This window comes from Streptomyces sp. NBC_01477 (assembly GCF_036227245.1).
Classification (GTDB): domain Bacteria; phylum Actinomycetota; class Actinomycetes; order Streptomycetales; family Streptomycetaceae; genus Actinacidiphila.
In genome coordinates, this window is sequence record NZ_CP109445.1 from 852,667 (window position 1) to 873,500 (window position 20,834).

The window sequence follows — 20,834 nt, forward strand, 5'->3', positions numbered from 1 at the left end:
GCGGGGCCGTCAGGCCCGGCAGACCAGGGGACGGCCGCCGTTGAAGCGGGCCATCTCCTCGAAGACCGGCCCCGAGCGGATCTGGTGGTCGAGCGGCAGCCCCGCCGCCTCGGCGTACGCGCGGTGCAGATTGGCCACCAGCCGCTCCGGCTCGCGCAGTTCCGCGTACGGCGCCAGGTCCGCGCGCACCGCGGCCTCGTACGGGCTCAGGCCGTCGGCGAGACCGCGCACGGCGAGCCCCTGTACCCAGCGCAGATACGCCCCGGTGGCGTCCAGCACCTCGGGGCCCGCGACCGGCCCGTGCCCGCCGACCACCACCTCGGGGCGAAGGGCGCGCAGCCGGTCCAGGGCCGCCAGCGAACCGGACACCGAGCCCATCAGGACGAAGGGCGTGCAGCCGGGCAGCAGGACGTCGCCGGCGAAGAGCACCCGGCGCTCGGGCAGCCACGCCACGGTGTCGCTGACGGTGTGCGCGGTCCCGAGGTCGAACAGCTCGACCCGCAGCCCGCCGACGTGCAGCGTCAGCCGGTCCTCGAACGTGACGGTGGGCAGGGTGAGTGGGAGGTCGCCCCACGGGGTGTCGGGCCACACGTACCGCAGCGCGGTGCCCTTCTCCGCCATCACCTCCCGGGTCCGCGCCGAGGCCACGACGGCGGCGGTGGGCGCGAAGAGGGCGTTGCCGAAGTGGTGGTCGCCGTGGTGGTGGGTGTTCACGACGATCGTCGGCTCGTGCGGGGTGAGCGCGGCCACGGCGTCACGCAATAGCCGGACCCGGGCCTCGGTGGCGGCGGTGTCGATCAGCGCGGTCACGCCGTCGCCGACGACGATCCCCGCATTGCCGAGGCACCAGCCGCCGTCCGGCTGCACGAAGGCGTGCACGCCGTCCGCGAGGCGCTGCGTGTACGGCGGATCCGGCGGCGGCCCCGGCGCGGGCGGTTCGGGAAGCGCCGCGGGCCGGCCCGGGGCCGGGGGCGGGGCGGGAGCCGCGTGCTGGGCGCGGGTCACAGGAGAAGTCATGGCTCCACGGTCCCCGCCCCCGCTGGGAGGACGTTCGTGGCGGGCTGAACGGCGGGCGGGCCGGACCGGGCGGCAGCCGTAAGCCGGCAGCCGGCAGTCAGCAGCCGGGAGTCAGCAGCCGGGAGTCAGCAGCCGGGAGCCGGGACGCCGACCGCCCGCCGGCCCCGGCACCGGTGCCGCCCCCCGACCCGGACGGCCGGGGCACGCGCCGAGCCGAGCAGCCGCGGGCGCCCGCCGGGCACGGCAGCCGGCACGGCGGCGAGCGCACCCGGTGGCAGCGGCACATGCGGCGGCCCCGGTCGCCGCGGTCCGCAGGGGGACCGCCGCGGCCGGGGCCGTCACACCGCCGCCCGCCCGCCAACACACGGGCGGGCGGCGGGCGTTCAGAGCGCCAGCACCAGTTTCCCGTCCACCTTCCGGTCCTGGAGCCGCTGGAAGGCCGCGGTCGGGTCGGTCCAGTCGGCGATCAGGGCGACCTGCGGGTCGATCCGCCCGTCGGCCACCGACCGGACGAGGAAGTCCAGGTCCCGGGCCACGTTCTGGCGGGTGATCTCCTCGAAGAGGTAGAGGTACCGCAGCCCGACCCCGGGCCGCAGCCGGCCCCAGTCCAGCGGCAGCCGCAGCTCGGCGCGCGCGGTGTTGCCGAAGCAGACCACGGACCCGCCGGGCACGACCGTCCGGAACGCCTGGGTGAGCACCTCGCCGCCGCAGCTGTCCAGCAGGACGTCGACGGGCTCGGTCTGCTCGGCGCCGTACAGCTCGACGGCGTCCGCGCCCAGCTCGGCGAGCCCCGCGGCCCGCTCGGCGGAACCCACCCAGGCGACGACCCGTGCGCCGGCCGCCGCGGCGAGCTGCACCGCGAGCCGCCCGACACCCCCGGCCGCGCCTGTGACCAGCACCGTGCGGCCCAGCAGCCGGCCGCCGTGCAGCAGCGCGTAGAGCGCGGTCAGGCCGGCCACGGGCAGCGCGGCGGCGGTCGGCAGGTCCACGGAGGCGGGCAGGACGGCGAGCCGGCCGGTGTCGACCGCGACCCGCTCGGCCCAGCCGTCCAGGTCGGCCAGGCCGAGCACGCGGGTGCCCGCGGCGGGCCCGGTGCCGTCGGCCGCGGCGCGCAGCACGGTGCCCGCCACGTCCCAGCCGAGCCGTGAGCCGGGCGGAAGCTGGCCGACCAGGGACAGTTCGCCGCGGTTGACGGCCACCGCGCCGACCGCCACCAGCGCCTGCCCCGGCCGGGGTTCGGGCTCGGCGACCGAGTCCAGCCGCAGGCCGAAGTCACCGCCGGCCGCCGTGACGAGTGCTTTCACGAGATACCCCGCTTTCTTCGCGGATCACGAATGAGGGAAGCCCGGGGGCGCCGCTGCGCCCGGGCTCAGGCCGCCGCGTTCAGCAGCCCGTTGACCAGATCCAGCATCTCCCGCGGAGTGGCCGCCGTCTGCGCCGCGTCGTCCTCGAGGCTGATGTCGTAGGCGAGTTCCACCATGCTGGTCACTTCGAGCATGGCGAGCGAGTCGTACCCGAGGTCGGTGAAGGGCGTGTCGACCGCGTCGCCGTCCAGGCTGGGTACGTCGGCGCCCTCGCCGCCCGCCTTGGTCAGCATGTCCTTGAGGTCGTCGAGGGTGATCAGGGGCATGGCTGCGTCTCCTCCTGTGTGGTCCTGTCCTGGGTGTTCCTGAACGGCCCCGGGCGGGGGCCCGGCGGTCGGCCGGTCATGCGGCCGCGCGGACGACGAGGGCGGCGGTGAACCCGCCGGTGCCGCGGGCGAGGACCAGCGCGCTGTGCAGGGCGGCCTGCCGGGGGGCGAGGACGAGGTCGAGGTCGGCCGCGGCGCCCGCCGGGTCCGTGACATGGGCGGTGGGCGGGATCACCTGGTCGCGCAGCGCCAGGAAGGCGGTGGCCGTGTCGAGCGCTGATCCGCCCGAGGCCAGCCGTCCCACCATGGTCTTGGGCGCGGTGACCGGGACCGCGCCGGCGCCGAAGACCTCGGTGATCGCCTCGGCCTCGGCCCGGTCGGGTTCGGGCAGTCCGACCGCGTCGGCGAACACCACGCCGATGTCGGCCGGCTCCAGCCCCGCGTCGGCCAGCGCCTGCCGGATCACCCGCGGCAGCGCCTGGGGGCGCCCGGTGTGCGGCGCCGGGTCGATGCCCGAGGAGTAGCCGGCGATCTCGCCGTAGATCTTGGCGGCGCCGCGGGCCCGCGCGGCCTCGGCCTCCTCGACCACGATGATCGCCCCGCCCTCCCCCGGCACCCAGCCGCCGGCCGCGGTGTCGAAGGGCAGATAGGCGCGTGCCGGGTCGTCGCCGGTGCTCAGCTGTCCGCTGGACAGGTACGCCACCCAGCCCCACGGCGACAGGGCGCCGTCGACCCCGCCGGTCACCACGAAGGGGGTGCCCTTGCGGATGTGGCGGCGGGCCTGGCCCGCCGCGTCCAGGCCGCCCGCCTGCTCCGAGACCAGGACGCCGCTGGGCCCGCGCATGCCGTGCCGGATGGAGATCTGGCCGGTGTTGACCGCGTAGAACCAGGCGAAGGACTGGTAGGCGCTGACGTGCCTGCTCCCCCGGCTCCAGAGCTTCTCCAGTTCCCGGTGGCCGAATTCGAAGCCGCCGTAGGCGTTGGCGGTCACCACGCTCATGCCGAATTCGTCCAGGTCGGTCGGGACGGCGCCCGCGTCGGACAGCGCCCAGTCGGTGGCGGCCAGCGCGAGCCGGGTCATGTGGTCGGTCTGCGGCATGAGCCGGCCGGGGATGTGCTCGGTGGGGTCGAAGTCGCCGATCTCACCGGCGAGCCGGCAGGGGTAGCCGGCGGGGTCGAAGCGGGTGATGCGGCCGATGCCGGACTCGCCGTTGAGGGTGGCCCGCCAGTAGTCCTCGATGCCGAGGCCGTTGGGGGCCGCGACGCCGAGTCCGGTCACCACCGCGGTCGCGGTCATGCGAGCCGCCGCTCGGGCCTGGCCAGCACCATGGCGCTCTGGAAGCCGCCGAAGCCGCTGCCGACGGTGAGGACGGCGTCGGTGCGGTGCTCGCGCGCGACCAGGGGTACGTAGTCCAGGTCGCACTCGGGGTCGGGCTCGTGCAGATTCGCGGTGGGCGGCACGATGCTGTGCTCCATGGCCAGCGCCGAGGCGGCGATCTCGATGGAGCCGACGGCGCCGAGCGAGTGCCCGATGACCGACTTGATGGAGCTCATCGGGGTCCGGTAGGCGTGGTCGCCGAGGACCCGCTTGACGGCCGCGGTCTCGTGCCGGTCGTTCTGCTTGGTGCCCGAGCCGTGGGCGTTGATGTAGTCGATGGCGTCGCCGTTCATCCGGGCCTCGTCCAGGGCGACCCTGATCGCCTCGGCCATCTCCCGTCCGTCGGGGCGCAGTCCGGTCATGTGGTAGGCGTTGCAGCGGGCCGCGAAGCCGGCGATCTCGGCGTAGATGCGGGCGCCGCGGGCGAGCGCGTGGGACAGCTCCTCCAGTACGAACATCGCGCAGCCCTCGCCGAGGACGAAGCCGTTACGGGTCCGGTCGAAGGGGCGCGAGGCGTGCTCGGGGTCGTCGTTGCGCGGCGAGGTGGCCTTGATGGCGTCGAAGCAGGCCACCGTGATCGGGGAGATCGGCGCGTCGGTGGCGCCGGTGATCATGACGTCGGCCGAGCCGTCCCTGATGAGTTCCGCGGCGTGCCCGACCGAGTCCAGGCCCGAGGTGCAGCCCGCGGAGACCACCACGGCCGGCCCCTCGGCGCCCACCTCGCGGGCGACCTCGGCCGCGAAGGAGGACGGCACGAACCAGTCGTAGAGGTGCCGGGCGCCGTAGGCGTGGTCCACGAGCCAGGACTGCCCGGCGTCGCTGACCACGGCGTACTCCCGGTCCAGGCTCATGGTGGCGCCGACCGCGCTGCCGATGGTGACGCCGGTCCTGTAGGGGTCGAGGGTGTCGAGGCCGCTGTCGGCGACGGCCTCCCGGGTGGCGACGACGGCGAACTGCGCGGCCCGGTCGAGCCGCCGGATCTGCTGATGGCCGAGCCCTTCCGCGGCCGGGTCGAAGTCGACCTCGCCGGCGATCCTGGACCGGAAGGGGGAGGCGTCGAAGAGGGAGATGCTCCGGGTCGCGGTGCGTCCCGAGGTGAGCGTCTCCCAGAAGGCCTTGGTGCCGGTCCCGCCGGGGGCGATCACCCCGATGCCGGTGATGACCACCCGTCGGCCCGGCGCCGGCCGGGCGGTGTCGGTCGTTGCCTTGTCCGTCATTCCGCTGACCTTCCACTGCTGGCTGTCGGGGATGGGTGCTGTGACGTGCGGGCTTGCGAACGAGCGTGTGAGAGAGGTCTGGTGGGTTGCTGGTGGCGCGGGCCACCGCTGCTGGTACGCGCGGGCTCGGCGGGCCGTGTCACCAGCTCAGGCCGCCGTTGACCTCCAGGACATGGCCGTTGACATAGCGGGAGCTGTCGGCGGCCAGGAAGACCGCGGCGTCCGCGACCTCGTCGGCGGCGCCTGCCCTGCCGACCGAGATCTTGCCGCTGAAGTGGCTCCACACCCGTTCGTTGCGGGCCAGTTCGCGGCCCATGCCCTCGTCGATGAAGCCGGGGCTGAGGCAGTTCACGGTGACGCCGCGGGCGGCGAACTCCACCGCGGCGACCCGGGTGAACATCTCGATGCCCGCCTTGGACGCGGCATAGGCGGCCGAGCCGCGGGCGACCCTGGTGGCCAGCGCGGACGACATGGTGATGACCCGCCCGCCGCCGCTCTTCTCCAGGTACGGCACGGCCTCGCGGGCGCACAGGAAGGTGCCGTTGAGGTTGGTGTCGATGACCTCGGCCCAGGCGTCCGGCTCCAGGTCCGCGCTCGGCCCCGGCCGGCTGACCCCGGCGTTGGCGACCAGGACGTCGAGCCGCCCGTAGGCGTCGTGGACCGTACGCATCAGGGCGCGCACGGACTCGGGGTCGCGGACGTCCGCCTGCTGGAAGGCGAGGTCGCCGCCGGGCGGAGGCAGTTCACCGGCCGGCCCGGCGCCGCGGGCCGCGCACACGACCCGGCAGCCCTCCTTGACGTAGGCCTCGGCGATGGCGCGTCCCAGGCCCTTGGTACCACCGGTGACGATGGCGACTTTCCCGGCGAGCCGCACGGTGTCCTCCTGAGGGGTTCGTGAACGGGAGGCCACCCACGCTACGAAGACCCGTCGAAGGGCCGCTCGACGCCCGATGGGAGCGCGCTGGGCGTTCGCTGCCTCCCGGGCACTGCCCTCAACCCCGCGGCGCGTCCGGGGCGTCCGGCCCGCCGGGCGGCCGGACGCCCCGGACGGGCCGCTTCACGGCCGCCCGGCGCTCCGCGTCACGGGGTGCGCCCGAAGTCGACCCGGGGGGTCGGCCGGAAGTCCCCGGGGCGCACCGGCTCCGAGCCCACCAGCCGCTTGGCGAAGGGCAGCGGGCCGCCCAGCGTCTCCGGGTCGGCCGCCACGTCGAACAGCGCGGTGTAACCGGTGGTCAGGTACAGCCCCTTGGCCTCCGGCTGGCGCGGCCCGGTGGTCAGATAGACCCGCAGATAGCCGGCCGCCGCCGCGGCCCGCTCCAGTTCCGCGACGATCCGCCGGGCCAGTCCCTGGCGGCGGTGCCCGCTGTGCGTCCAGATCCGCTTCAATTCCGCGGTCTGCTCGTCGTAGCGGCGGAAGGCCCCGCCGGCGACCGGCTCGCCGTCCCGCAGCAGCAGGATCAGCAGCCCGCCGCCGGCCGGTTCGAACTCCTCCGGCGGGTAGCGGACCAGTTCCCTGCTCGCGCCGGCCAGCGAGGGGTAGCGGGTGGTGTACTCGTACTCCAGCTCCTCCAGCAGCGGACGGACCAGCGGGTCGGCCATCGTCGCCGTGCGCACCTCGAAGTGCGGGGTGGTCGCTGTCACTTGCCGGTCCTTTCCGCGTCGCGCCCGGCGACTTCCTCGCGCACCAGCGGGATGACGTACCGGCCGAAGTCGATGGCGTCGTCCAGCAGGTCGTAGCCTCGTGCCGAGATGATGTCCACGCCCAGGTCGTAGTAGTCGAGCAGCGCCTGCGCGACCGTCTCCGGGGTGCCGACCAGGGCGTTGGAGTTGCCCGCGCCGCCGGTCGCGGCGGCGGTCGGCGTCCACAGCGCGCGGTCGTAGCGCTCGCCCTGCTCGGCGATGGCGATCAGCCGCTGCGAACCGGCGTTCTCGGGCGTGTCACCGCCGCGCCGCCGCCAGGCGCCCGCCGCGCGGCGGTCCTTGATGGCGGCGACCGTGCGGTGGGCCTTCTCCCAGGCCAGGTCCTCGGTGGGCGCGATGATCGGCCGGAAGGCGACCTGGATACGGGGCGGCTCGGCGCGGCCGGCGGCGGCAGCCGCCGCCTTCACCGCCTCGATCTGCCTGGCGGTCTCGGCCAGCGGCTCGCCCCACAGGGCGTAGATGTCGGCGACCGCGCCGCCCGCGGCGTAGGCGGCGTCGGACGAGCCGCCGAAGGAGACGTCGGGGTGCGGCTGCCGTACCGGGAAGACGTCGGAGACGAAGTCGTTGAAGCGGTAGTGCTCGCCGTCGTGGTCGAACGGCTCGTGCTCGGTCCAGATCCGCTTGACGATCTCGATGTACTCGCGGGTGCGGGCGTAGCGCTCGTCCTTGGTGAGGAAGTCGCCCTCGCGCTGCTGCTCGTGGTCGTTGCCGCCGGTGATGAAGTGGACGGCGAGCCGGCCGCCGCTGATCCGGTCCAGCGTCGCGAACTGCTTCGCGGCGAAGGTCGGGTAGGACACGTTCGGCCGGTGCGCGAGCAGGATCTGCAGCCGGTCCGTGTGGGCCGCGATGTACGCGGCGGCGGCGCCGGGCTCGGGCGATCCCGAGCCGTACGCGAACAGCACCCGGTCCCAGCCGTGGTCCTCGTGGGCGCGGGCGAGCCGCAGCGTGTAGTCCTTGTCGAAGGACGCCCCGCTGCGCGGGTTGGTCTCGGAGCCGTCGTTCGTGGCGGCTATCCCGAGGAATTCGACGGGCATGGTTCGGGCCTCTTTCGGTCGGTCGGCGTACGTGTACCGGTGTCACTCGCGGGCCGGTACGCCGGGTCCCGCGGTGGTCGGCGGTCCCCTGCGGGCCTGCCGCTCGGGGTCGGGCACCGGCAGCGAGGCGATCAGCCGCCGGGTGTAGTCGTCGCGGGGCGCGCCCAGCACGTCGGCGGTGGCGCCGGACTCGACGATCCGGCCGCGGTGCAGGACGGCCACCCGGTCGGCGACCTGCTCCACCACCGCGAGGTCGTGGCTGATGAACAGCGCGGCGAAGCCCTGCTCCCGCTGGAGTTCGGTGAACAGCGCCAGCACCTGCGCCTGCACCGAGACGTCCAGCGCCGAGGTGGGCTCGTCGGCGATCACCAGCCCGGGCCGCAGCGCCAGCGCGCGGGCCAGCCCGGCGCGCTGCCTTTCGCCGCCGCTCAGCTCGTGCGGATAGCGGTCGCCGTGGCCGCGCGGCAGCCGGACGGACTCCAGCAGCGCGTCGACCGCGGCACGCACCGCACGGGCGTCCAGGTCCCTGCGGTGCACCGCCAGCGGCTCGCCGACCGAGTCGGCGATGGTGAGCAGCGGGTTGAAGCTGGTCGCCGGGTCCTGGAAGACGAAGCCGACCTGCCCGGCCCTGCTGCCGGCCGTCGCCCGCCGCGACCGCCGCAGCCGCCCCCGGGCGGCCAGCGGCTCGCCGAGCACGTCGAGCACCCCCGCGGTGACACCGGTCAGGCCCGCGACCGCCCGGCCGATGGTGGTCTTGCCCGATCCGCTCTCCCCGACCAGGCCCAGCACCTCGCCCGGGGCGATCTCGAAGCCGACCCCGTCGAGGGCGCGGAAGGCCCGGCCGCCCAGCCGTCCCGGGTAGTCGACGACCAGGCCCTCGGCCCTGACCACCGGCGGCCGGCGGTCCTGCCCGGCCGGCCCCGGGGTGCGGCGTACGGTCGTCCGCCGTCCGAAATCGGGTACGGCCGCGAGCAGTTCACGGGTGTAGGGGTGGGCGGGCGCGGCGAACAGCTCGCGTACGGGAGCGCTCTCCACGATCCGGCCGCGGCGCATCACCGCGACCCGGTCGGCGAGGTCGGCGACCACCCCCATGTTGTGGGTGATCAGCAGCACCGCCGTACCGAGGTCGGTGCGGCAGCGGTGCAGCAGTTCCAGGATCTCGGCCTGCACGGTGACGTCCAGGGCGGTGGTCGGCTCGTCGGCGATGAGCAGGCCGGTGCCCAGCGCGAGGGCCATCGCGATGACCGCGCGCTGCTTCTGGCCGCCGGAGAGCTGGTGCGGGTAGTGGTCCACCCGGCGGTCGGGCTCGGGGATGCCGACCTGGCCGAGCATCTCGACGGCCCGCGCCCGGCGTTCGGCGCGGCTGCCGCCCGCGCCGTGCGCCCGCAGGCCCTCGGCGAGCTGCCACCCGATGGTGAACACCGGGTTCAGGGCGGTCGACGGCTCCTGGAATACCATCGCCGCCCGGGCGCCGCGCAGCGCCCGCAGCCGGGCCGGCGAGGCGGTCAGCACGTCCTCGGCCGGGTCGGCCGTGCCGTCGCCGAGCAGCACCCGGCCGCGGGTGGACGCGGTGGCCGGCAGCAGCCCGAGCACCGCCTTGGCGGTCACCGTCTTGCCGCTGCCGCTCTCCCCGACCAGCGCGAGCACCTCGCCGGGCGCCACGCCGAGGCTGACCCCGGCGACGGCGGGCGCCGTGCCGTGGTCGGTGTCGAAGCCGATGTGCAGGTCCTCGATCCGCAGCAGGTCAGGCATCGGCGCCTCCTTCGTCCTGAGCGAGGTCGAGGGCCGGACGTACGGTGTCCGCCGGGGTCTTCGTGCCTGCCGCCGTGGCTGTCCGGCCGCGGCGGCGCAGCCGGGGGTCGGCCAGGTCGGTGAGGCTCTCGCCGAGCAGCGTGGTGCCCAGGACGGTGAGCACGATCGCCAGGCCCGGCGGCAGCGCGGTCCACCAGATGCCCGAGGTGACGTCGGCGACCGAGCGGTTGAGGTCGTAGCCCCATTCCGCGGCCGAGGTCGGCTCGATGCCGAAGCCCAGGAAGCCGAGGCCGGCCAGGGTGAGGATCGCCTCGGACGCGTTGATCGTGAGGATCAGCGGCAGGGTGCGCACCGAATTGCGCAGCACATGGCGGAACATGATCCGCCAGGCGCCCGCGCCGATCACCCGGGCCGCCTCGACGAACGCCTCCGACTTCACCCGGGTCACCTCGGCCCGCACCACCCGGAAATACTGCGGGACGAAGGCCACCGCTACCGAGCAGGCCGCCGCGCCCAGGCCGCCGATCAGGCTGGACTGGCCGCCGCTGATGACGATCGACATGATGATCGCCAGCAGCAGCGCGGGGAAGGCGTACATCGCGTCGGCCACCCCCACCAGCAGCCGGTCGGGCCAGCCGCCGAGGTAGCCGGAGACCAGGCCGAGCAGGACCCCGGCGACCACCGAGAGCAGCAGCGCCGCGACGATGATCTCCAGCGCCGTCCTGCTCCCCCACAAGGTGCGCGACAGCACGTCGTAGCCGGCGATGGTGGTGCCCAGCGGATGCGACCCGCCGGGGTGCCGCTGCGACCCGAACAGCTTCCCGCCGCTGCTCAGTTGCGCGTAGCCGTACGGCGCGAGCAGCGGTGCGGACAGCGCGGCGAGCAGGAAGACGCCGGTCAGTGCCGCGCCGGTGAGCAGCATCGCGCGCTGGAGGCCCACGCTCGCGTCCAGCCGGCCGGGCAGCGGTATCCGCCGGCGGCGGGCCGCGCGGGCCGGCCGGTCGAGGGTGTCGTTGGCCACTCAGTACCTCACTCGGGGATCGATCAGCGCCGCCGCGACATCGACGAGGAAGTTGGTCACCGCGACCACCACCGCGAAGAGGGCCACGATGCCCTGCACCGCCGCGTAGTCGCGCACCGTCAGGTAGTGCGCCAGCTCGAAGCCGAGGCCCTTCCACTCGAAGGTGGTCTCGGTCAGCACCGCGCCGCCGAGCAGCCCCGCGACCTGGAGCCCGAGCACGGTGACGACCGGGATCAGCGCCGGGCGGGTCGCGTGCCGGGTGACCAGCCGGAAGGGGCCCACCCCGCGGGACCTGGCGGCCTCGACGTATTCGGCCGACAGCGTGCCGATCAGGTTGGTCCTGACCAGCCGCAGCAGCACCCCGGCCACGAGCAGCCCGAGCGCGACGCCGGGCAGCACCGCGTGCCGCAGGACGTCGGCCACCGCGGAGCCGTCGCCGCTGCGGACCGCGTCGAGCAGGTAGATCCCCGTGGTGCTGGTCTGGTTCTCCAGTTCCAGCTGGACGTCGATGCCGGACCGGCCGGAGGTGGGCAGCCAGCCCAGCCACACGGCGAAGACCAGTTTCAGCAGCAGCCCGAGGAAGAAGACCGGCGTCGCGTAGTTGAGGATCGCGAACAGCCGCAGCGCCACGTCGGGCGCCCGGTCCCGGTGGGCGGCCGCGACCATGCCCAGCGGCACACCGACGGCGAGCGCGACGGCCATCGCGTACGCGGCCAGCTCCGCGGTCGCGGCGCCGTACGTGCGCAGCATCCGCGAGACCGCCTGGTTGTCGGTGGCGGTCCTGCCGAAGTCGCCGTGCCCCAGCGACCGCAGGTAGTCCAGGTACTGGGTGAGCAGCGGCCGGTCGTAGCCGGCCTGGTGCAGCTTGGCGTGCAGCTGCTGCGGGGTGAGGCGGTCGCCGAAGGCGGTGGTGATGGGGTCGCCGCTGGCGTGCATGAGGAAGAACACGACGCTGACCAGGACCAGCACCGTGGGGATGATGAGGAGGAAGCGGATCACCAGGTAGCGGAGCAGCCCGCTCCCGGTGGCGCCGCCGGTCCTGCCGACGGCGCCGGGAGCCTCCTGGACCAGGGTGGTCACCGCTTGCCGAGTTCGGCCCAGCGGAACTGGTACGCGCTGTCCAGCTTCGCCGGTACGCCGGTCACCCCGGCGCGGGTGACGATCGCGGTGGAGCCCTGGAGCAGCGGCAGCAGGGGCACCGACGCGGCGACCTTGTCCTGCGCCTGCTGGATCAGCGCGGTGCGCGCGGCCGGGTCGGTCTCGGTCTCCTCGCGCTGGATCAGCGCCTTGACCGCCGGGTCGGAATAGCCGTTGTTGACCCAGCTGTTGGCGGCGTAGAAGGACGCGAGGTAGTCGTCGGCGTCGAGGTAGTCGGCGTACCAGCCGAGCTGGTAGAGCGGGTAGAGGTCGGCGACGCGGTCCTTGCCGTACTGCGCCCACTCGGTGGACTGGAGCTTGACCTTGAACAGCCCGGTGGCTTCCAGCTGCGACTTGATCAGGGCGTATTCGTCGGCCGACGACGAGCCGTAGTGGTCGGTGTTGTACTGGAGGTTGAGGGTGACGGGGGTGGGAACCCCGGCGTCGGACAGCGCCTTGGCCGCCGCGGCCTTGTCGGGGCCGCCCTTCTTGTCGCCGTAGAGGGCCTTCAGCGCCGGGGTGGCGCCGGTGATGCCGTCGGGGACCGAGCCGTACAGCGGCTGGAAGGTGTTCTTGTAGACCTGGTCGGCCAGTTGCGCCCGGTCCACGGAGTCGGCCACCGCCTGCCGCACCGCGAGCGCCTTCGCCGGGTCGGCCTGCTTGGTGGCGGAACCGTACGGCTGGGTCTTGAAGTTGAAGACGATGAAGCGGATGCCGTTGCCCGAGCCGGTGTGGACGGTGAGGTCCTTCTTGGTGGCCAGGTCCTGGAGGTCGGTCACGGTCAGCGTGCGGTAGACCGCGTCGATGGTGCCCTGCTGCACATCGAGCTTGAGGTTGCTGGCGTCGGTGTAGTACTTGAGCTGGACGTGGGAGGTCTTCGGGGTGCCGAGCAGGCCCTTGTAGCCGGAGTTGGCGGTGAAGGAGACCAGCGAGTTCTTCTGGTAGGTGCTGATCGCGTACGGGCCGTCCCACGGCTTGGCGGCGACCACGGCGGTGTCGTCCAGGATCGTGTCGGCGGGGAAGACCTGCTCGTCCGCGATGTAGCCGGCGGCGGTCGACAGCACCTGCGGGAAGAGCGTGTCGTTGGCCGACTTGAGGGTGAAGACGGCCGTGCCGGGGTTCGGGGCCGCCACCGAGGCGAGGTTGTACAGCAGCGACGACGGGCCGTTCTTGTCGGCGATCCTCAGCTGCCGGTTGAAGCTGAACACGACGTCGGAGGACGTCAGTTCGTGGCCGTTGGCGAAGGTCAGCCCCGGCTTGAGGGTGACGGTGTACTCCTTGGGGCCGGTCAGCCTGATCGCCGAGGCGAGGTTGGGCTTCACGTCGGACGAGCCGTTCCGCGGGCTGAGGAGGGTGGCGTACACCTCGTCCTCGATGGTGCCCGAGCCCGCGTCCCAGGAGCCGGCCGGGTCCAGGCTGGTCACCTGGTCGGTGGTGCCGATGGTGAGGGCCTTGGCCGGCGTTCCGCCGGTGCCGCCGCCCCCGCTGCCGTCGTCGTTCTTCGTGCTGGTGCAGGCGGTCAGGGCCATCAGGGCCGCCGCGCCGAGGGAAAGTGCGGCGCGGCCGTGCCGGGCCGCTCCGAGCTGACGTGACATGAGGAATCCCGTTTTCGCGTAGGGGTGGGCGCGGGCGGCCCGGGGCCGGGCGGCGCGTCGCGCGGAAGGATCACTCGGCCGGCCGGCGCGGGGGCCGGCCGGCGGTCAGCCGGTACAGAGGGAACTGCACACCAGCAGCAGATCGACGTGCCGGCGGCGGACCAGTACGGCCGCGGCACGCGTCCGCGGCGGCGCCGAAGCGGCGGGCACCCGCGGCGGGGCGGCGCTGTCGAACACCGTGCGTCCCCTCTCGTCGGGGTGTCCGGCCGTGCCCGTACGCGGGCAGGGCGGTGTCAGGGCACAGGGCGGTACGGGGGCGCGCCGGCGCTCGGCGGGATCTCGGCGGTGGCGGCGGGTCGGGGCGTCAGCGGGTCGGCTGCGAGCCCGGACACAGGGCGCTGCTCACCCGGAGCAGGTCGACATGGCGCCGCGCGGCACGCAGTTCGAAGGAGCCGTACGGGCGGAACACGCTGCCGGGCTGTCGGACCCGCACGTGATCACCTCGCACCCCTGCGGCCCCCTGCGGGCCTCGCGCTACGAGACGCTAACCGTTCGGAGGGCTTTGGGCAATGCCCCACCGCCCGGACCTGCGGATCAGGACCGGTAGTAGGCCTCGACGGGGGCGCGGGCCTGGTCGAAGAGGGCGGGGCCGTCCTGCGGCACCGTCGGCCAGGCGCCCGACTCCGGGTTGAGGGCGACCAGTTGCTCGGTGGACAGGGCGTGGACCACCCGGCCGAGCCCGGAGCGGGCGATGCCGCCCGCGCACATGCCGCACGGCTGGCAGCTGGTGTACATCGTGGTGGCCGCGGCCGTCCGCGCGTCGAGTTCGCGGGCCGCCCAGCGGGCGAGTTTCAGCTCCGGGTGGGCGCTGATGTCATTGTCGCGCCGGACCGTGTTGTGGGCCTCGGCCAGGACGGCGCCGTCCGGACCGGCCAGCAGCGAGCCGTAGGGCGCGTCGCCCAGGGTGACGGCGCGGGCGGCGAGGCCGATCGCGCGGCGCAGCAGTTCCTCGTCCGCGGAGGTGATCATGACGGTTCCTTCCACTGTGCGGCCACGGTGGCGAGCGCCTGCCAGGCGGTGTGCGGCCGGCGGGTCTCCTCGGGATCTCCGTGGTAGGGGTCGAGCACGACGGTGTGCGCGCCGAGCCGGCGCAGCTGGTCGAGGTCGTCCAGGACCTGCTCGACGGTGCCGGTGCCGGCGAGCCGTTCGGGGTCCTCGACACGTGCGGCGGTCAGCCGCAGCGCGATGCGCGGCGCCAGCGCCGGTACGGCGTGCTCGGCCAGGGCGGCGCGCAGCCACGGCAGGGTGATCCGCAGCGGGTGCCAGGCGTCGCCGAAGCGGTGGGCGCGGCGGATCGCCGCCGCGCTGTTGCCGCCGACCCAGACGGGCAGCGGCGCCGCGCCGTCGCCGGCCTCCGCGGGCCATGCCTCGCGCAGGGCGGCCAGGTGCTCGTCGGTGAGCCTGCCGCGCTCGGTGAACGGCACGCCCAGCGCCTCGAACTCCTGGCGCGCCCAGCCGGCGCCCACCCCGAGCACCAGCCGCCCGCCGCTGAGCTGCTGGAGGTTGGCGGCCGTCCGGGCCACCAGCAGCGGATGCCGGTACGGCAGGATCAGTACGGTGGTGCCCAGTCGCAGCCGGGTGGTGAGGCCGGCCAGCCAGGACAGCGTGGTGAACGGCTCGTAGAAGGGCGCCGGGTAGCGCTCGGCCACGTCGGGCGTGCCGGCCACATGGTCCGACACCATCAGCAGGCCGTAACCGAGACCCTCCACGACGTGCGCCCATTCGCGCAGCACTCCGGGGTCGGTCCCGGGGCCGAAGTTCGGCACGTTGACGCCAAGTTCCATGATCGGATGCTATCCCGGCGATCCGGCCGCCCGGAAGCGACTTCTCCCGGTCCTCGGCGGCCTTTTCCGTTGATCTGCCGGTAGAATCGCGCTATGACCGCGAATCTCGACGACGTCGACTGGGTGATCATCGAGCAGTTCCAGCGGGAGGCGCGCATCTCCGTCAGCGAGCTCGGGCGGCGGGTCAAGCTCAGCGCGTCGGCCACCACCGAAAGGGTGCGGCGGCTGGAGGCCATGGGCGTCATCGTCGGCTACCGGGCCGTGGTGGACCTGTCCAGGGTCGGCTATCCGGTGCTGGCCGTCGTCCGGCTGAAGTACCCCGGCAACCACCACCAGCCGCTGCGCCGGCTGCTCGCCGAGCGGCGGGAGATCCTGGAGTGCCTGCGCACCACCGGCGACGACTGCTACACCCTGAAGGTCGCCGCGACCTCGATGGCGCATCTGGAGGCGCTGATGGACGAGCTGGCCGGTTTCGGCAGCACGACGACCAGCGTCGTCTACAGCCAGACGCTGCCCTACCGGGGCCCGGCCCGGCCCGCCGCCGACACGGACTGAGCCGCCCGCCCGTCCCGGTCGGGGACGGGCGGGCGGTTCGGTCACCGCCGGTCAGTTCACTGGCTCAGCAGCTTCGCCGCGAGGGTGGCGGCGTTGTAGGAGCCCCAGCCGGTGGTGAAGTCCCAGCCCGCCGCCGCGGAGTAGGCGCCGTTGCTGCCACTGGTGATGTCGTGGAAGCCGGTGCCGTTCGCCTTGTAGAGCGCGGGGTTGGCGAAGCCGAGCCGGGCCTTGCCCGCGGCCGCCGCCTGCTGGTTGTAGACCGCGGCGAAGGCGGCCCACTCGGGCGCGGCGGCGCTGGTGCCGCCGACCTGGCCCCACTGGCCCTGCGAGTAGATGGACACCCCGGGCGAGGGGTTGGCGAGCGCCGAGACGTCAGGGACCTGGCGCTTGCCGCCGCCCTGGCTCTTCTGGACCGGCACCTGCCAGCTCGGGATGCTGAACACGCTGGACTTGCCGCCCCCGCCGCCGGACCAGGCGGTCTCCCGGCTCCAGGCGTTGGAGGAGGTCACGGTCAGCGTGGTGCCGCCGACGCCGGTGACGTTCGGGTCGCTGGCCGGGTAGTCGACGGAGGTGCCGCCGTTGCCCGCGTCGTCGGAGCCGCTGTCGCCGGAGGCCGCGAAGAAGCTCAGGCCCTCGGCGGCGCCCTGCGCGAAGACCGCGGAGACGGCGCTGATGTTGGAGCTGGTGCGCAGCGTCTCGGCCAGGCCCCAGCTGATGGACGTCACGGGGATGCCGCTGTCCACGATCGCCTGGTAGGTCTGGACCTCGCCCGCGTCGGAGTTGGGACCCTCGAAGACGGTGACCTTCGCGGCCGGGGCGACGGCGTTGACCACCTCGATGTCCAGCTCGACCTCGACCTGGCCGCCGCCGATCGGGCCCGAGCCGCCGCTCACCTTGTGCACGGTGGGAGCTGTCGAGGCGAGCCCGTAGTGGCTGTCGTACGTGGTGATGTTGGACTGCTGGAAGCCGTCGAATTCCAGCAGGGCGACCTGCTGGCCGCTGCCGGTGTTGCTGCTGGAGACGTTGTACCCGCCCTTGATCTGCGCCGGTGTGTAGCCGCCGCCGGGGCCGTTGTGCGGGGTGACGGCCGCGGGCGCCTGGTGGTGCAGCTGGTTGCGGCTGTTGAGGCCGGAGACGTCGCTGATGAGGGCGCCGACCGAGGCCGGCAGCGTGGGCGCGGCGTCGTTGGCGTAGAAGGTGCGGCCCGAGGCGTTGTCCTTCCACGTCGACAGGCCGGTGCCGAACGCCTTCTCCAGCTGGGCGGCGGTGCCGGTCGCGTCGATCAGCAGGTTGCCCGAGTGCACGGTGCCGACCTTGAGGCCCTGCGCGCGCAGGTAGTCGGTGACCTGCTTGACCTCGGCGTCGGTGCGGCCGAAGCGCGCCGTGAACTGGCTCTTGGTCAGGTAGTGGCCGTAGGAGGCCGACGCGGGGTCGCTGACCTGGGCGACGAAGGTGTCCAGCGCCCTGTTGTCGCGGGGCGCCAGGCTGACCGCCACGGATATGCGGTCGGTGGCGGCGACGGTGCCGGTGCGTACGGCGTGGGACTTGAGCCCGGTGAGCACGTCGCCGGTCAGCGTGGTGCGGGCGGCGTCCGGCTGCGCGGTGGCGGCGAACGCGGCCGGGACGGCTGCGAGCAGCAGGGCCGGGGTGGCGGCAGCGGCCAGCAGTTTCAGACGTAGGGTCACGAAGGTCCTCCATGGGGAATCCGGCTCCCCTGGTCGGGGCCGGACGGTTCGGGACCTGACCAACGCTAGGGAGCGGTGTGACGCCGCATAAGCGTGGGAACCCTTGCGCCTGTTGTTACGGATGCGTTTCGCGCGGGACCCGGGGCACGGATGCCAGTGCGTAGGCCAGCGCCGTGCGCGACCGCACCCCGAATCTGCGGTAGAGCCGCGACAGGGTGCCCTCGACGGTCTTGACGCTGATGAACAGCTCGGCGGCGACCTCGCGGTTGGTCGCTCCGACGCGCACCAGTTCGGCGATCCTGGCCTCGGCCGGGGTCAGTTCCGTGACTCCGGCGCCGTCCACCGTCCCGTCCACCCGGGCGAGTTCGGCCGCGGCCCGTTCGGCGAGCGGTACGGCGCCGGCGCGTTCCGCGAGCAGCCGCGCCTCGGAGAGCAGCGCCCGGGCGGTGCTGCGGTGCCGGGCCCGGCGCTCGACGGTGCCGAGCGCGGTGAGCGTACGCACCAGGTCCACCGGCAGATTCAGCGGGCGCAGCCGCTCCGCCGAGGACCGCAGCAGGGCCACGCCCTCCTTGGGGCGGCCGTCCGCCGCCTCCCGCAGCCCCTCGGCCCGCTCCAGCGAGGCCAGGACGCTGCCCGGCATCCGCCCGGCGTGCCCGCGGGCCTCCCGCAGCACCTCGCCGGCGGCGGCGGTCTCGCCGAGGCCCACCAGCGCCTCCGCGAGGTCGGCGTGCCAGCCCAGCAGCGGGGGGTCGGCCGCGCCCATCCGGTCCCCGATCCGCGCCACCTGGCGCAGCGACTCGACCGCTTCGGCCACCTGCATGCGGTCGCCGCTGAAAAGGCCCGCCTGGCCGAGCGCCGCGAGCGCCCGCAGCAGGAAGAGCTGGTCGCCGTCCGCCTCCGAGGCGCGTACGGCCCGTACGGCCAGCCGCCGCGCCTCGTCCGCGGTGCCGCCGAAGGTCTGGGCGAGGGCAGCGGCGTAGAGCGCGGGCGCCGACTCCATGCCCGCCGCCGCGGCGACCCGCGTGCAGCGGGCCGCGGTGCGCAGCGCCTCGCGGCAGGCGCCGGCCCGCACATGGGCGCGGGTGAGCGCCACCAAGGTGGCCACGGTCGACTCGACACCGTCCGACTCCCCTGCGGCGGGCAGGAGTTCGGCCAGTTCGCGGCGGGCGTCCTCGACCCGGTCGGAGTCCAGGGCGAGCACCGCGCGCATCCGGATCAGGCCCCAGCTCCGCGGGCCGCCGCCCGCGATCTCCACGGCCTGCGCCAGGGCGTCGGCGGCGCCCGCGGTCTCCCCGGCCAGCGACAGCACCCGGGCCAGCGTGGACAGCGCGGCGATCCGCGCCCCGCCGTCCCCGGCCTGCGCCGCGCACCGGGCGGAGTGCCGGGCGTGCCCGGCCGCTTCCGCCAGCGCGCCGGTCAGCAGGCCGCGCAGCGCCGCCCAGTGGTAGAGCGCCGCCTCCAGTTCGGGGGCGCCGGCCGCGTCGCGCAGCCCGTCCTCGATGAGTTCGGCGTGGTCGCGCAGCGCCTGGCCCGCGCCGCGCAGCAGCACCAGCCGGGCGCGGACCCGGTGCCGGGCCGAGTCGGAGCGGGCGAGCACCGTGCGGGCGGCCCGCCCGGACTCCTCCCAGCGGCCGGCGTCGCAGGCGAAGTCGCCCGCCTCCAGCAGGCGTTCGTCGCGTTCGCGCGGGCGGGCCTGCGGGGTCCTGCGGACGGCGAGTCCGGCGAGTTCGACGGCGGCGTCCGGCTCGCCGCGGCGGCGGGCCGCACGGGCGGCGGCCATCAGGGCGGCGGCGGTGCCCGCGTCCTCCTCCGGGTGGGCGAGGGCGGCGTGGCGTGCGGCCTCGGCGGGTTCGGCCACGGCGGCGGCCAACCGCTCGTGCACGCGGCGGCGTTCGGCGTCGGTGGCGTCGCCGTAGAGCGCCGCGCGCACCACGGGGTGCCGGATGCGTACCGACTGCTCGGCGTCCGCCGCGGCCACTCCGGCCCGCTCGGCCTCGTCCAGCGCGGCGGCCGGCTCGGCCACACCCGCGGCCCGCAGCAGCGGCAGGGTCGGCCGGGCGGCGGCGCACGCGACGAGCAGGGCGTACCGGGCGGCCGGCGAGAGGGCGGCGACCGGCGCCAGGACCAGGGAGCGCAGCTCCGCGGGCACCGGCAGGAGGCCGCCGCTCTCCGCTGGCAGCCCCGCCCGCGCCGCGGACCGGCCCAACTCGGCGGCGTAGAAGGGGTTTCCGCCCGCCGTGCGCAGGACGGCCCGCAGGACGGGCAGCGGCAGGACGATCCCGGCGGCGAGCAGCACGCGGACCATGTCGTCGTCGGCCAGCGGCGGCACGGCCAGCTCGGCGGCGCCGGGCGGGCACCAGTGGGTGTACTCGGGGCGCCGCCCCTCGGCCACCCGCTCCGCGACGGCGATCCGGATGCCGGCGTCGTCGATCCGCCTGCCCACGAAGGCCAGGACGTCGGCGCTGGGTTCGTCCAGCCACTGGACGCCGTCGACGACCAGCAGCACCGGCGCGGTCCCGGCCAGCCGGCGCAGCGCGTCGAGCACGGCGACGCGCACCGCGAGGGCGTCGGGCCTGCCGCCCGGTCCCGGGCGGTGCAGCAGCGCGGTCAGCAGCGCGGTGCGCGGCCCGGCCGGAAGGGCGGCGACCACCTCGCCGGGCACCCGGGCGAAGAGGTCGATCAGCCCGAGGTAGGGCAGCGCGGCGTCCTCGGGCGCGGGCGAGCAGCGCAGGACGGCGGTGCCGCGCTCCAGTGCGGCAGCCGCCACCCCGGCCAGCAGGGTCGACTTGCCGATACCGGCCGGCCCGTGGACCAGCAGCGCCTTGCGCTCCCCCAGCAGCCGCAGCGCGTCCCGCGCCGGCGCCCCGTGCCCGGACCCGGCGTCCGCCCCCTCCCGCCACGGGTCCTGCCGCGGGTCCGGCTGGCTCGGCGATACGTCGGCGACGACTCGCTCCGGCACGTTGCGGCCTCTCCTTCTGGTCCGGAGCCGCGGGGACGCGGCACCCGGCCACTCACCGTTTCATGTGCTCATGACAACCATCGGAATACCGTGTGTCAATGCCGCCGTGCGCGGGGCCGACCGGCGGGCCGCCGGAGGCGGCCGGGCGCCGGCGGGGAGGACGCGGGCCGACCGTGTGATCACGCACATCACCCGCGCGTCGAAACACCGCCCGGGAAACTGCTAGCGTGTCAGCCATGCGTGCGCCCCTGTTGACGAGCCGACGAGCGGTCGACTACGTCCAGGTCGCCAGCTCCCTGTGTTGCTGAC

The 20,834-nt window shown here is 74.5% G+C and carries 19 protein-coding genes; 1 reads left to right on the forward strand and 18 read right to left on the reverse strand.

The features are described from left to right. Positions 1-9 precede the first annotated feature (9 nt). The 16 genes from OHA86_RS03320 to OHA86_RS03395 form a co-directional block, all read right to left on the reverse strand. Positions 10-1,017 carry an MBL fold metallo-hydrolase gene (locus tag OHA86_RS03320; protein WP_329172307.1) on the reverse strand — a complete coding sequence of 336 codons (1,008 nt, stop codon included), beginning with the start codon at positions 1,015-1,017 and terminating at the stop codon, positions 10-12. Between the two features lie 383 nt (positions 1,018-1,400). Further along, positions 1,401-2,321, reverse strand: coding sequence for a zinc-binding dehydrogenase (locus OHA86_RS03325; protein ID WP_329172309.1), 921 nt, complete (start codon positions 2,319-2,321; stop codon positions 1,401-1,403). A 65-nt stretch (positions 2,322-2,386) separates the two neighbouring features. After that, complete coding sequence (locus OHA86_RS03330; RefSeq protein WP_329172311.1) at positions 2,387-2,647, reverse strand: acyl carrier protein; 261 nt, start codon at positions 2,645-2,647, stop codon at positions 2,387-2,389. Positions 2,648-2,723: 76 nt separating this feature from the next. Next, positions 2,724-3,944 carry a ketosynthase chain-length factor gene (locus OHA86_RS03335; protein ID WP_329172312.1) on the reverse strand — a complete coding sequence of 407 codons (1,221 nt, stop codon included), beginning with the start codon at positions 3,942-3,944 and terminating at the stop codon, positions 2,724-2,726. After that, positions 3,941-5,242, reverse strand: coding sequence for a beta-ketoacyl-[acyl-carrier-protein] synthase family protein (locus OHA86_RS03340; protein ID WP_329172313.1), 1,302 nt, complete (start codon positions 5,240-5,242; stop codon positions 3,941-3,943). Before OHA86_RS03340 ends, OHA86_RS03335 begins: the two co-directional genes overlap by 4 nt. 139 nt (positions 5,243-5,381) lie before the next feature. Beyond that, positions 5,382-6,116: an SDR family NAD(P)-dependent oxidoreductase gene (locus OHA86_RS03345; protein ID WP_329172315.1), complete on the reverse strand. Its 735-nt coding sequence runs from the start codon at positions 6,114-6,116 to the stop codon at positions 5,382-5,384. Positions 6,117-6,322: 206 nt separating this feature from the next. Next, positions 6,323-6,841, reverse strand: coding sequence for a GNAT family N-acetyltransferase (locus OHA86_RS03350; protein WP_329182197.1), 519 nt, complete (start codon positions 6,839-6,841; stop codon positions 6,323-6,325). Positions 6,842-6,879: 38 nt separating this feature from the next. Next, complete coding sequence (locus tag OHA86_RS03355; protein WP_329172316.1) at positions 6,880-7,977, reverse strand: LLM class flavin-dependent oxidoreductase; 1,098 nt, start codon at positions 7,975-7,977, stop codon at positions 6,880-6,882. 42 nt (positions 7,978-8,019) lie between these two features. Further along, entirely contained in the window at positions 8,020-9,729 is a 1,710-nt protein-coding gene (locus OHA86_RS03360; protein WP_329172318.1) for an ABC transporter ATP-binding protein, read from the reverse strand. Beyond that, positions 9,722-10,750, reverse strand: coding sequence for an ABC transporter permease (locus tag OHA86_RS03365; protein WP_329172319.1), 1,029 nt, complete (start codon positions 10,748-10,750; stop codon positions 9,722-9,724). Before OHA86_RS03365 ends, OHA86_RS03360 begins: the two co-directional genes overlap by 8 nt. Next, positions 10,751-11,830: an ABC transporter permease gene (locus OHA86_RS03370; protein ID WP_329172321.1), complete on the reverse strand. Its 1,080-nt coding sequence runs from the start codon at positions 11,828-11,830 to the stop codon at positions 10,751-10,753. Then, complete coding sequence (locus tag OHA86_RS03375; RefSeq protein ID WP_329172323.1) at positions 11,827-13,482, reverse strand: ABC transporter substrate-binding protein; 1,656 nt, start codon at positions 13,480-13,482, stop codon at positions 11,827-11,829. Before OHA86_RS03375 ends, OHA86_RS03370 begins: the two co-directional genes overlap by 4 nt. A gap of 105 nt (positions 13,483-13,587) precedes the next feature. Then, on the reverse strand, positions 13,588-13,719 hold the full coding sequence (locus tag OHA86_RS03380; RefSeq protein ID WP_329172325.1) for a hypothetical protein: 132 nt from the start codon (positions 13,717-13,719) through the stop codon (positions 13,588-13,590). Between the two features lie 127 nt (positions 13,720-13,846). Then, entirely contained in the window at positions 13,847-13,975 is a 129-nt protein-coding gene (locus OHA86_RS03385) for a putative leader peptide (protein WP_329172326.1), read from the reverse strand. Positions 13,976-14,076: 101 nt separating this feature from the next. Next, entirely contained in the window at positions 14,077-14,511 is a 435-nt protein-coding gene (locus OHA86_RS03390; protein WP_329172328.1) for a nucleoside deaminase, read from the reverse strand. Then, on the reverse strand, positions 14,508-15,326 hold the full coding sequence (locus tag OHA86_RS03395; protein WP_329172330.1) for an LLM class flavin-dependent oxidoreductase: 819 nt from the start codon (positions 15,324-15,326) through the stop codon (positions 14,508-14,510). Before OHA86_RS03395 ends, OHA86_RS03390 begins: the two co-directional genes overlap by 4 nt. Before the next feature lie 93 nt (positions 15,327-15,419). Here OHA86_RS03395 and OHA86_RS03400 point away from each other — a divergent pair, with 93 nt between their 5' ends. Next, on the forward strand, positions 15,420-15,881 hold the full coding sequence (locus OHA86_RS03400) for an Lrp/AsnC family transcriptional regulator (RefSeq protein ID WP_329172332.1): 462 nt from the start codon (positions 15,420-15,422) through the stop codon (positions 15,879-15,881). Positions 15,882-15,937: 56 nt separating this feature from the next. On the opposite strand, the gene OHA86_RS03405 is transcribed toward OHA86_RS03400, so the two are convergent. Both OHA86_RS03405 and OHA86_RS03410 read right to left on the reverse strand, forming a co-directional pair. Next, the gene (locus tag OHA86_RS03405; protein ID WP_329172334.1) at positions 15,938-17,566 is read right to left on the reverse strand and encodes a S53 family peptidase; all 1,629 of its coding nucleotides are present in this window, start codon (positions 17,564-17,566) and stop codon (positions 15,938-15,940) included. A gap of 115 nt (positions 17,567-17,681) precedes the next feature. Further along, positions 17,682-20,525, reverse strand: coding sequence for an AAA family ATPase (locus OHA86_RS03410; protein WP_329172336.1), 2,844 nt, complete (start codon positions 20,523-20,525; stop codon positions 17,682-17,684). Between the last annotated feature and the right edge of the window lie 309 nt (positions 20,526-20,834).

What these genes read in the sequence shown, in the direction of transcription:
- OHA86_RS03395 (WP_329172330.1), bottom strand. Translation starts at nt 15,326, where the DNA reads ATGGAACTTGGCGTCAACGTGCCGAACTTCGGCCCCGGGACCGACCCC.
- OHA86_RS03355 (WP_329172316.1), bottom strand. Translation starts at nt 7,977, where the DNA reads ATGCCCGTCGAATTCCTCGGGATAGCCGCCACGAACGACGGCTCCGAG.
- OHA86_RS03340 (WP_329172313.1), bottom strand. Translation starts at nt 5,242, where the DNA reads ATGACGGACAAGGCAACGACCGACACCGCCCGGCCGGCGCCGGGCCGA.
- OHA86_RS03330 (WP_329172311.1), bottom strand. Translation starts at nt 2,647, where the DNA reads ATGCCCCTGATCACCCTCGACGACCTCAAGGACATGCTGACCAAGGCG.
- OHA86_RS03320 (WP_329172307.1), bottom strand. Translation starts at nt 1,017, where the DNA reads ATGACTTCTCCTGTGACCCGCGCCCAGCACGCGGCTCCCGCCCCGCCC.
- OHA86_RS03360 (WP_329172318.1), bottom strand. Translation starts at nt 9,729, where the DNA reads ATGCCTGACCTGCTGCGGATCGAGGACCTGCACATCGGCTTCGACACC.
- OHA86_RS03375 (WP_329172323.1), bottom strand. Translation starts at nt 13,482, where the DNA reads ATGTCACGTCAGCTCGGAGCGGCCCGGCACGGCCGCGCCGCACTTTCC.
- OHA86_RS03350 (WP_329182197.1), bottom strand. Translation starts at nt 6,841, where the DNA reads ATGGCCGACCCGCTGGTCCGTCCGCTGCTGGAGGAGCTGGAGTACGAG.
- OHA86_RS03400 (WP_329172332.1), top strand. Translation starts at nt 15,420, where the DNA reads ATGACCGCGAATCTCGACGACGTCGACTGGGTGATCATCGAGCAGTTC.
- OHA86_RS03390 (WP_329172328.1), bottom strand. Translation starts at nt 14,511, where the DNA reads ATGATCACCTCCGCGGACGAGGAACTGCTGCGCCGCGCGATCGGCCTC.
- OHA86_RS03335 (WP_329172312.1), bottom strand. Translation starts at nt 3,944, where the DNA reads ATGACCGCGACCGCGGTGGTGACCGGACTCGGCGTCGCGGCCCCCAAC.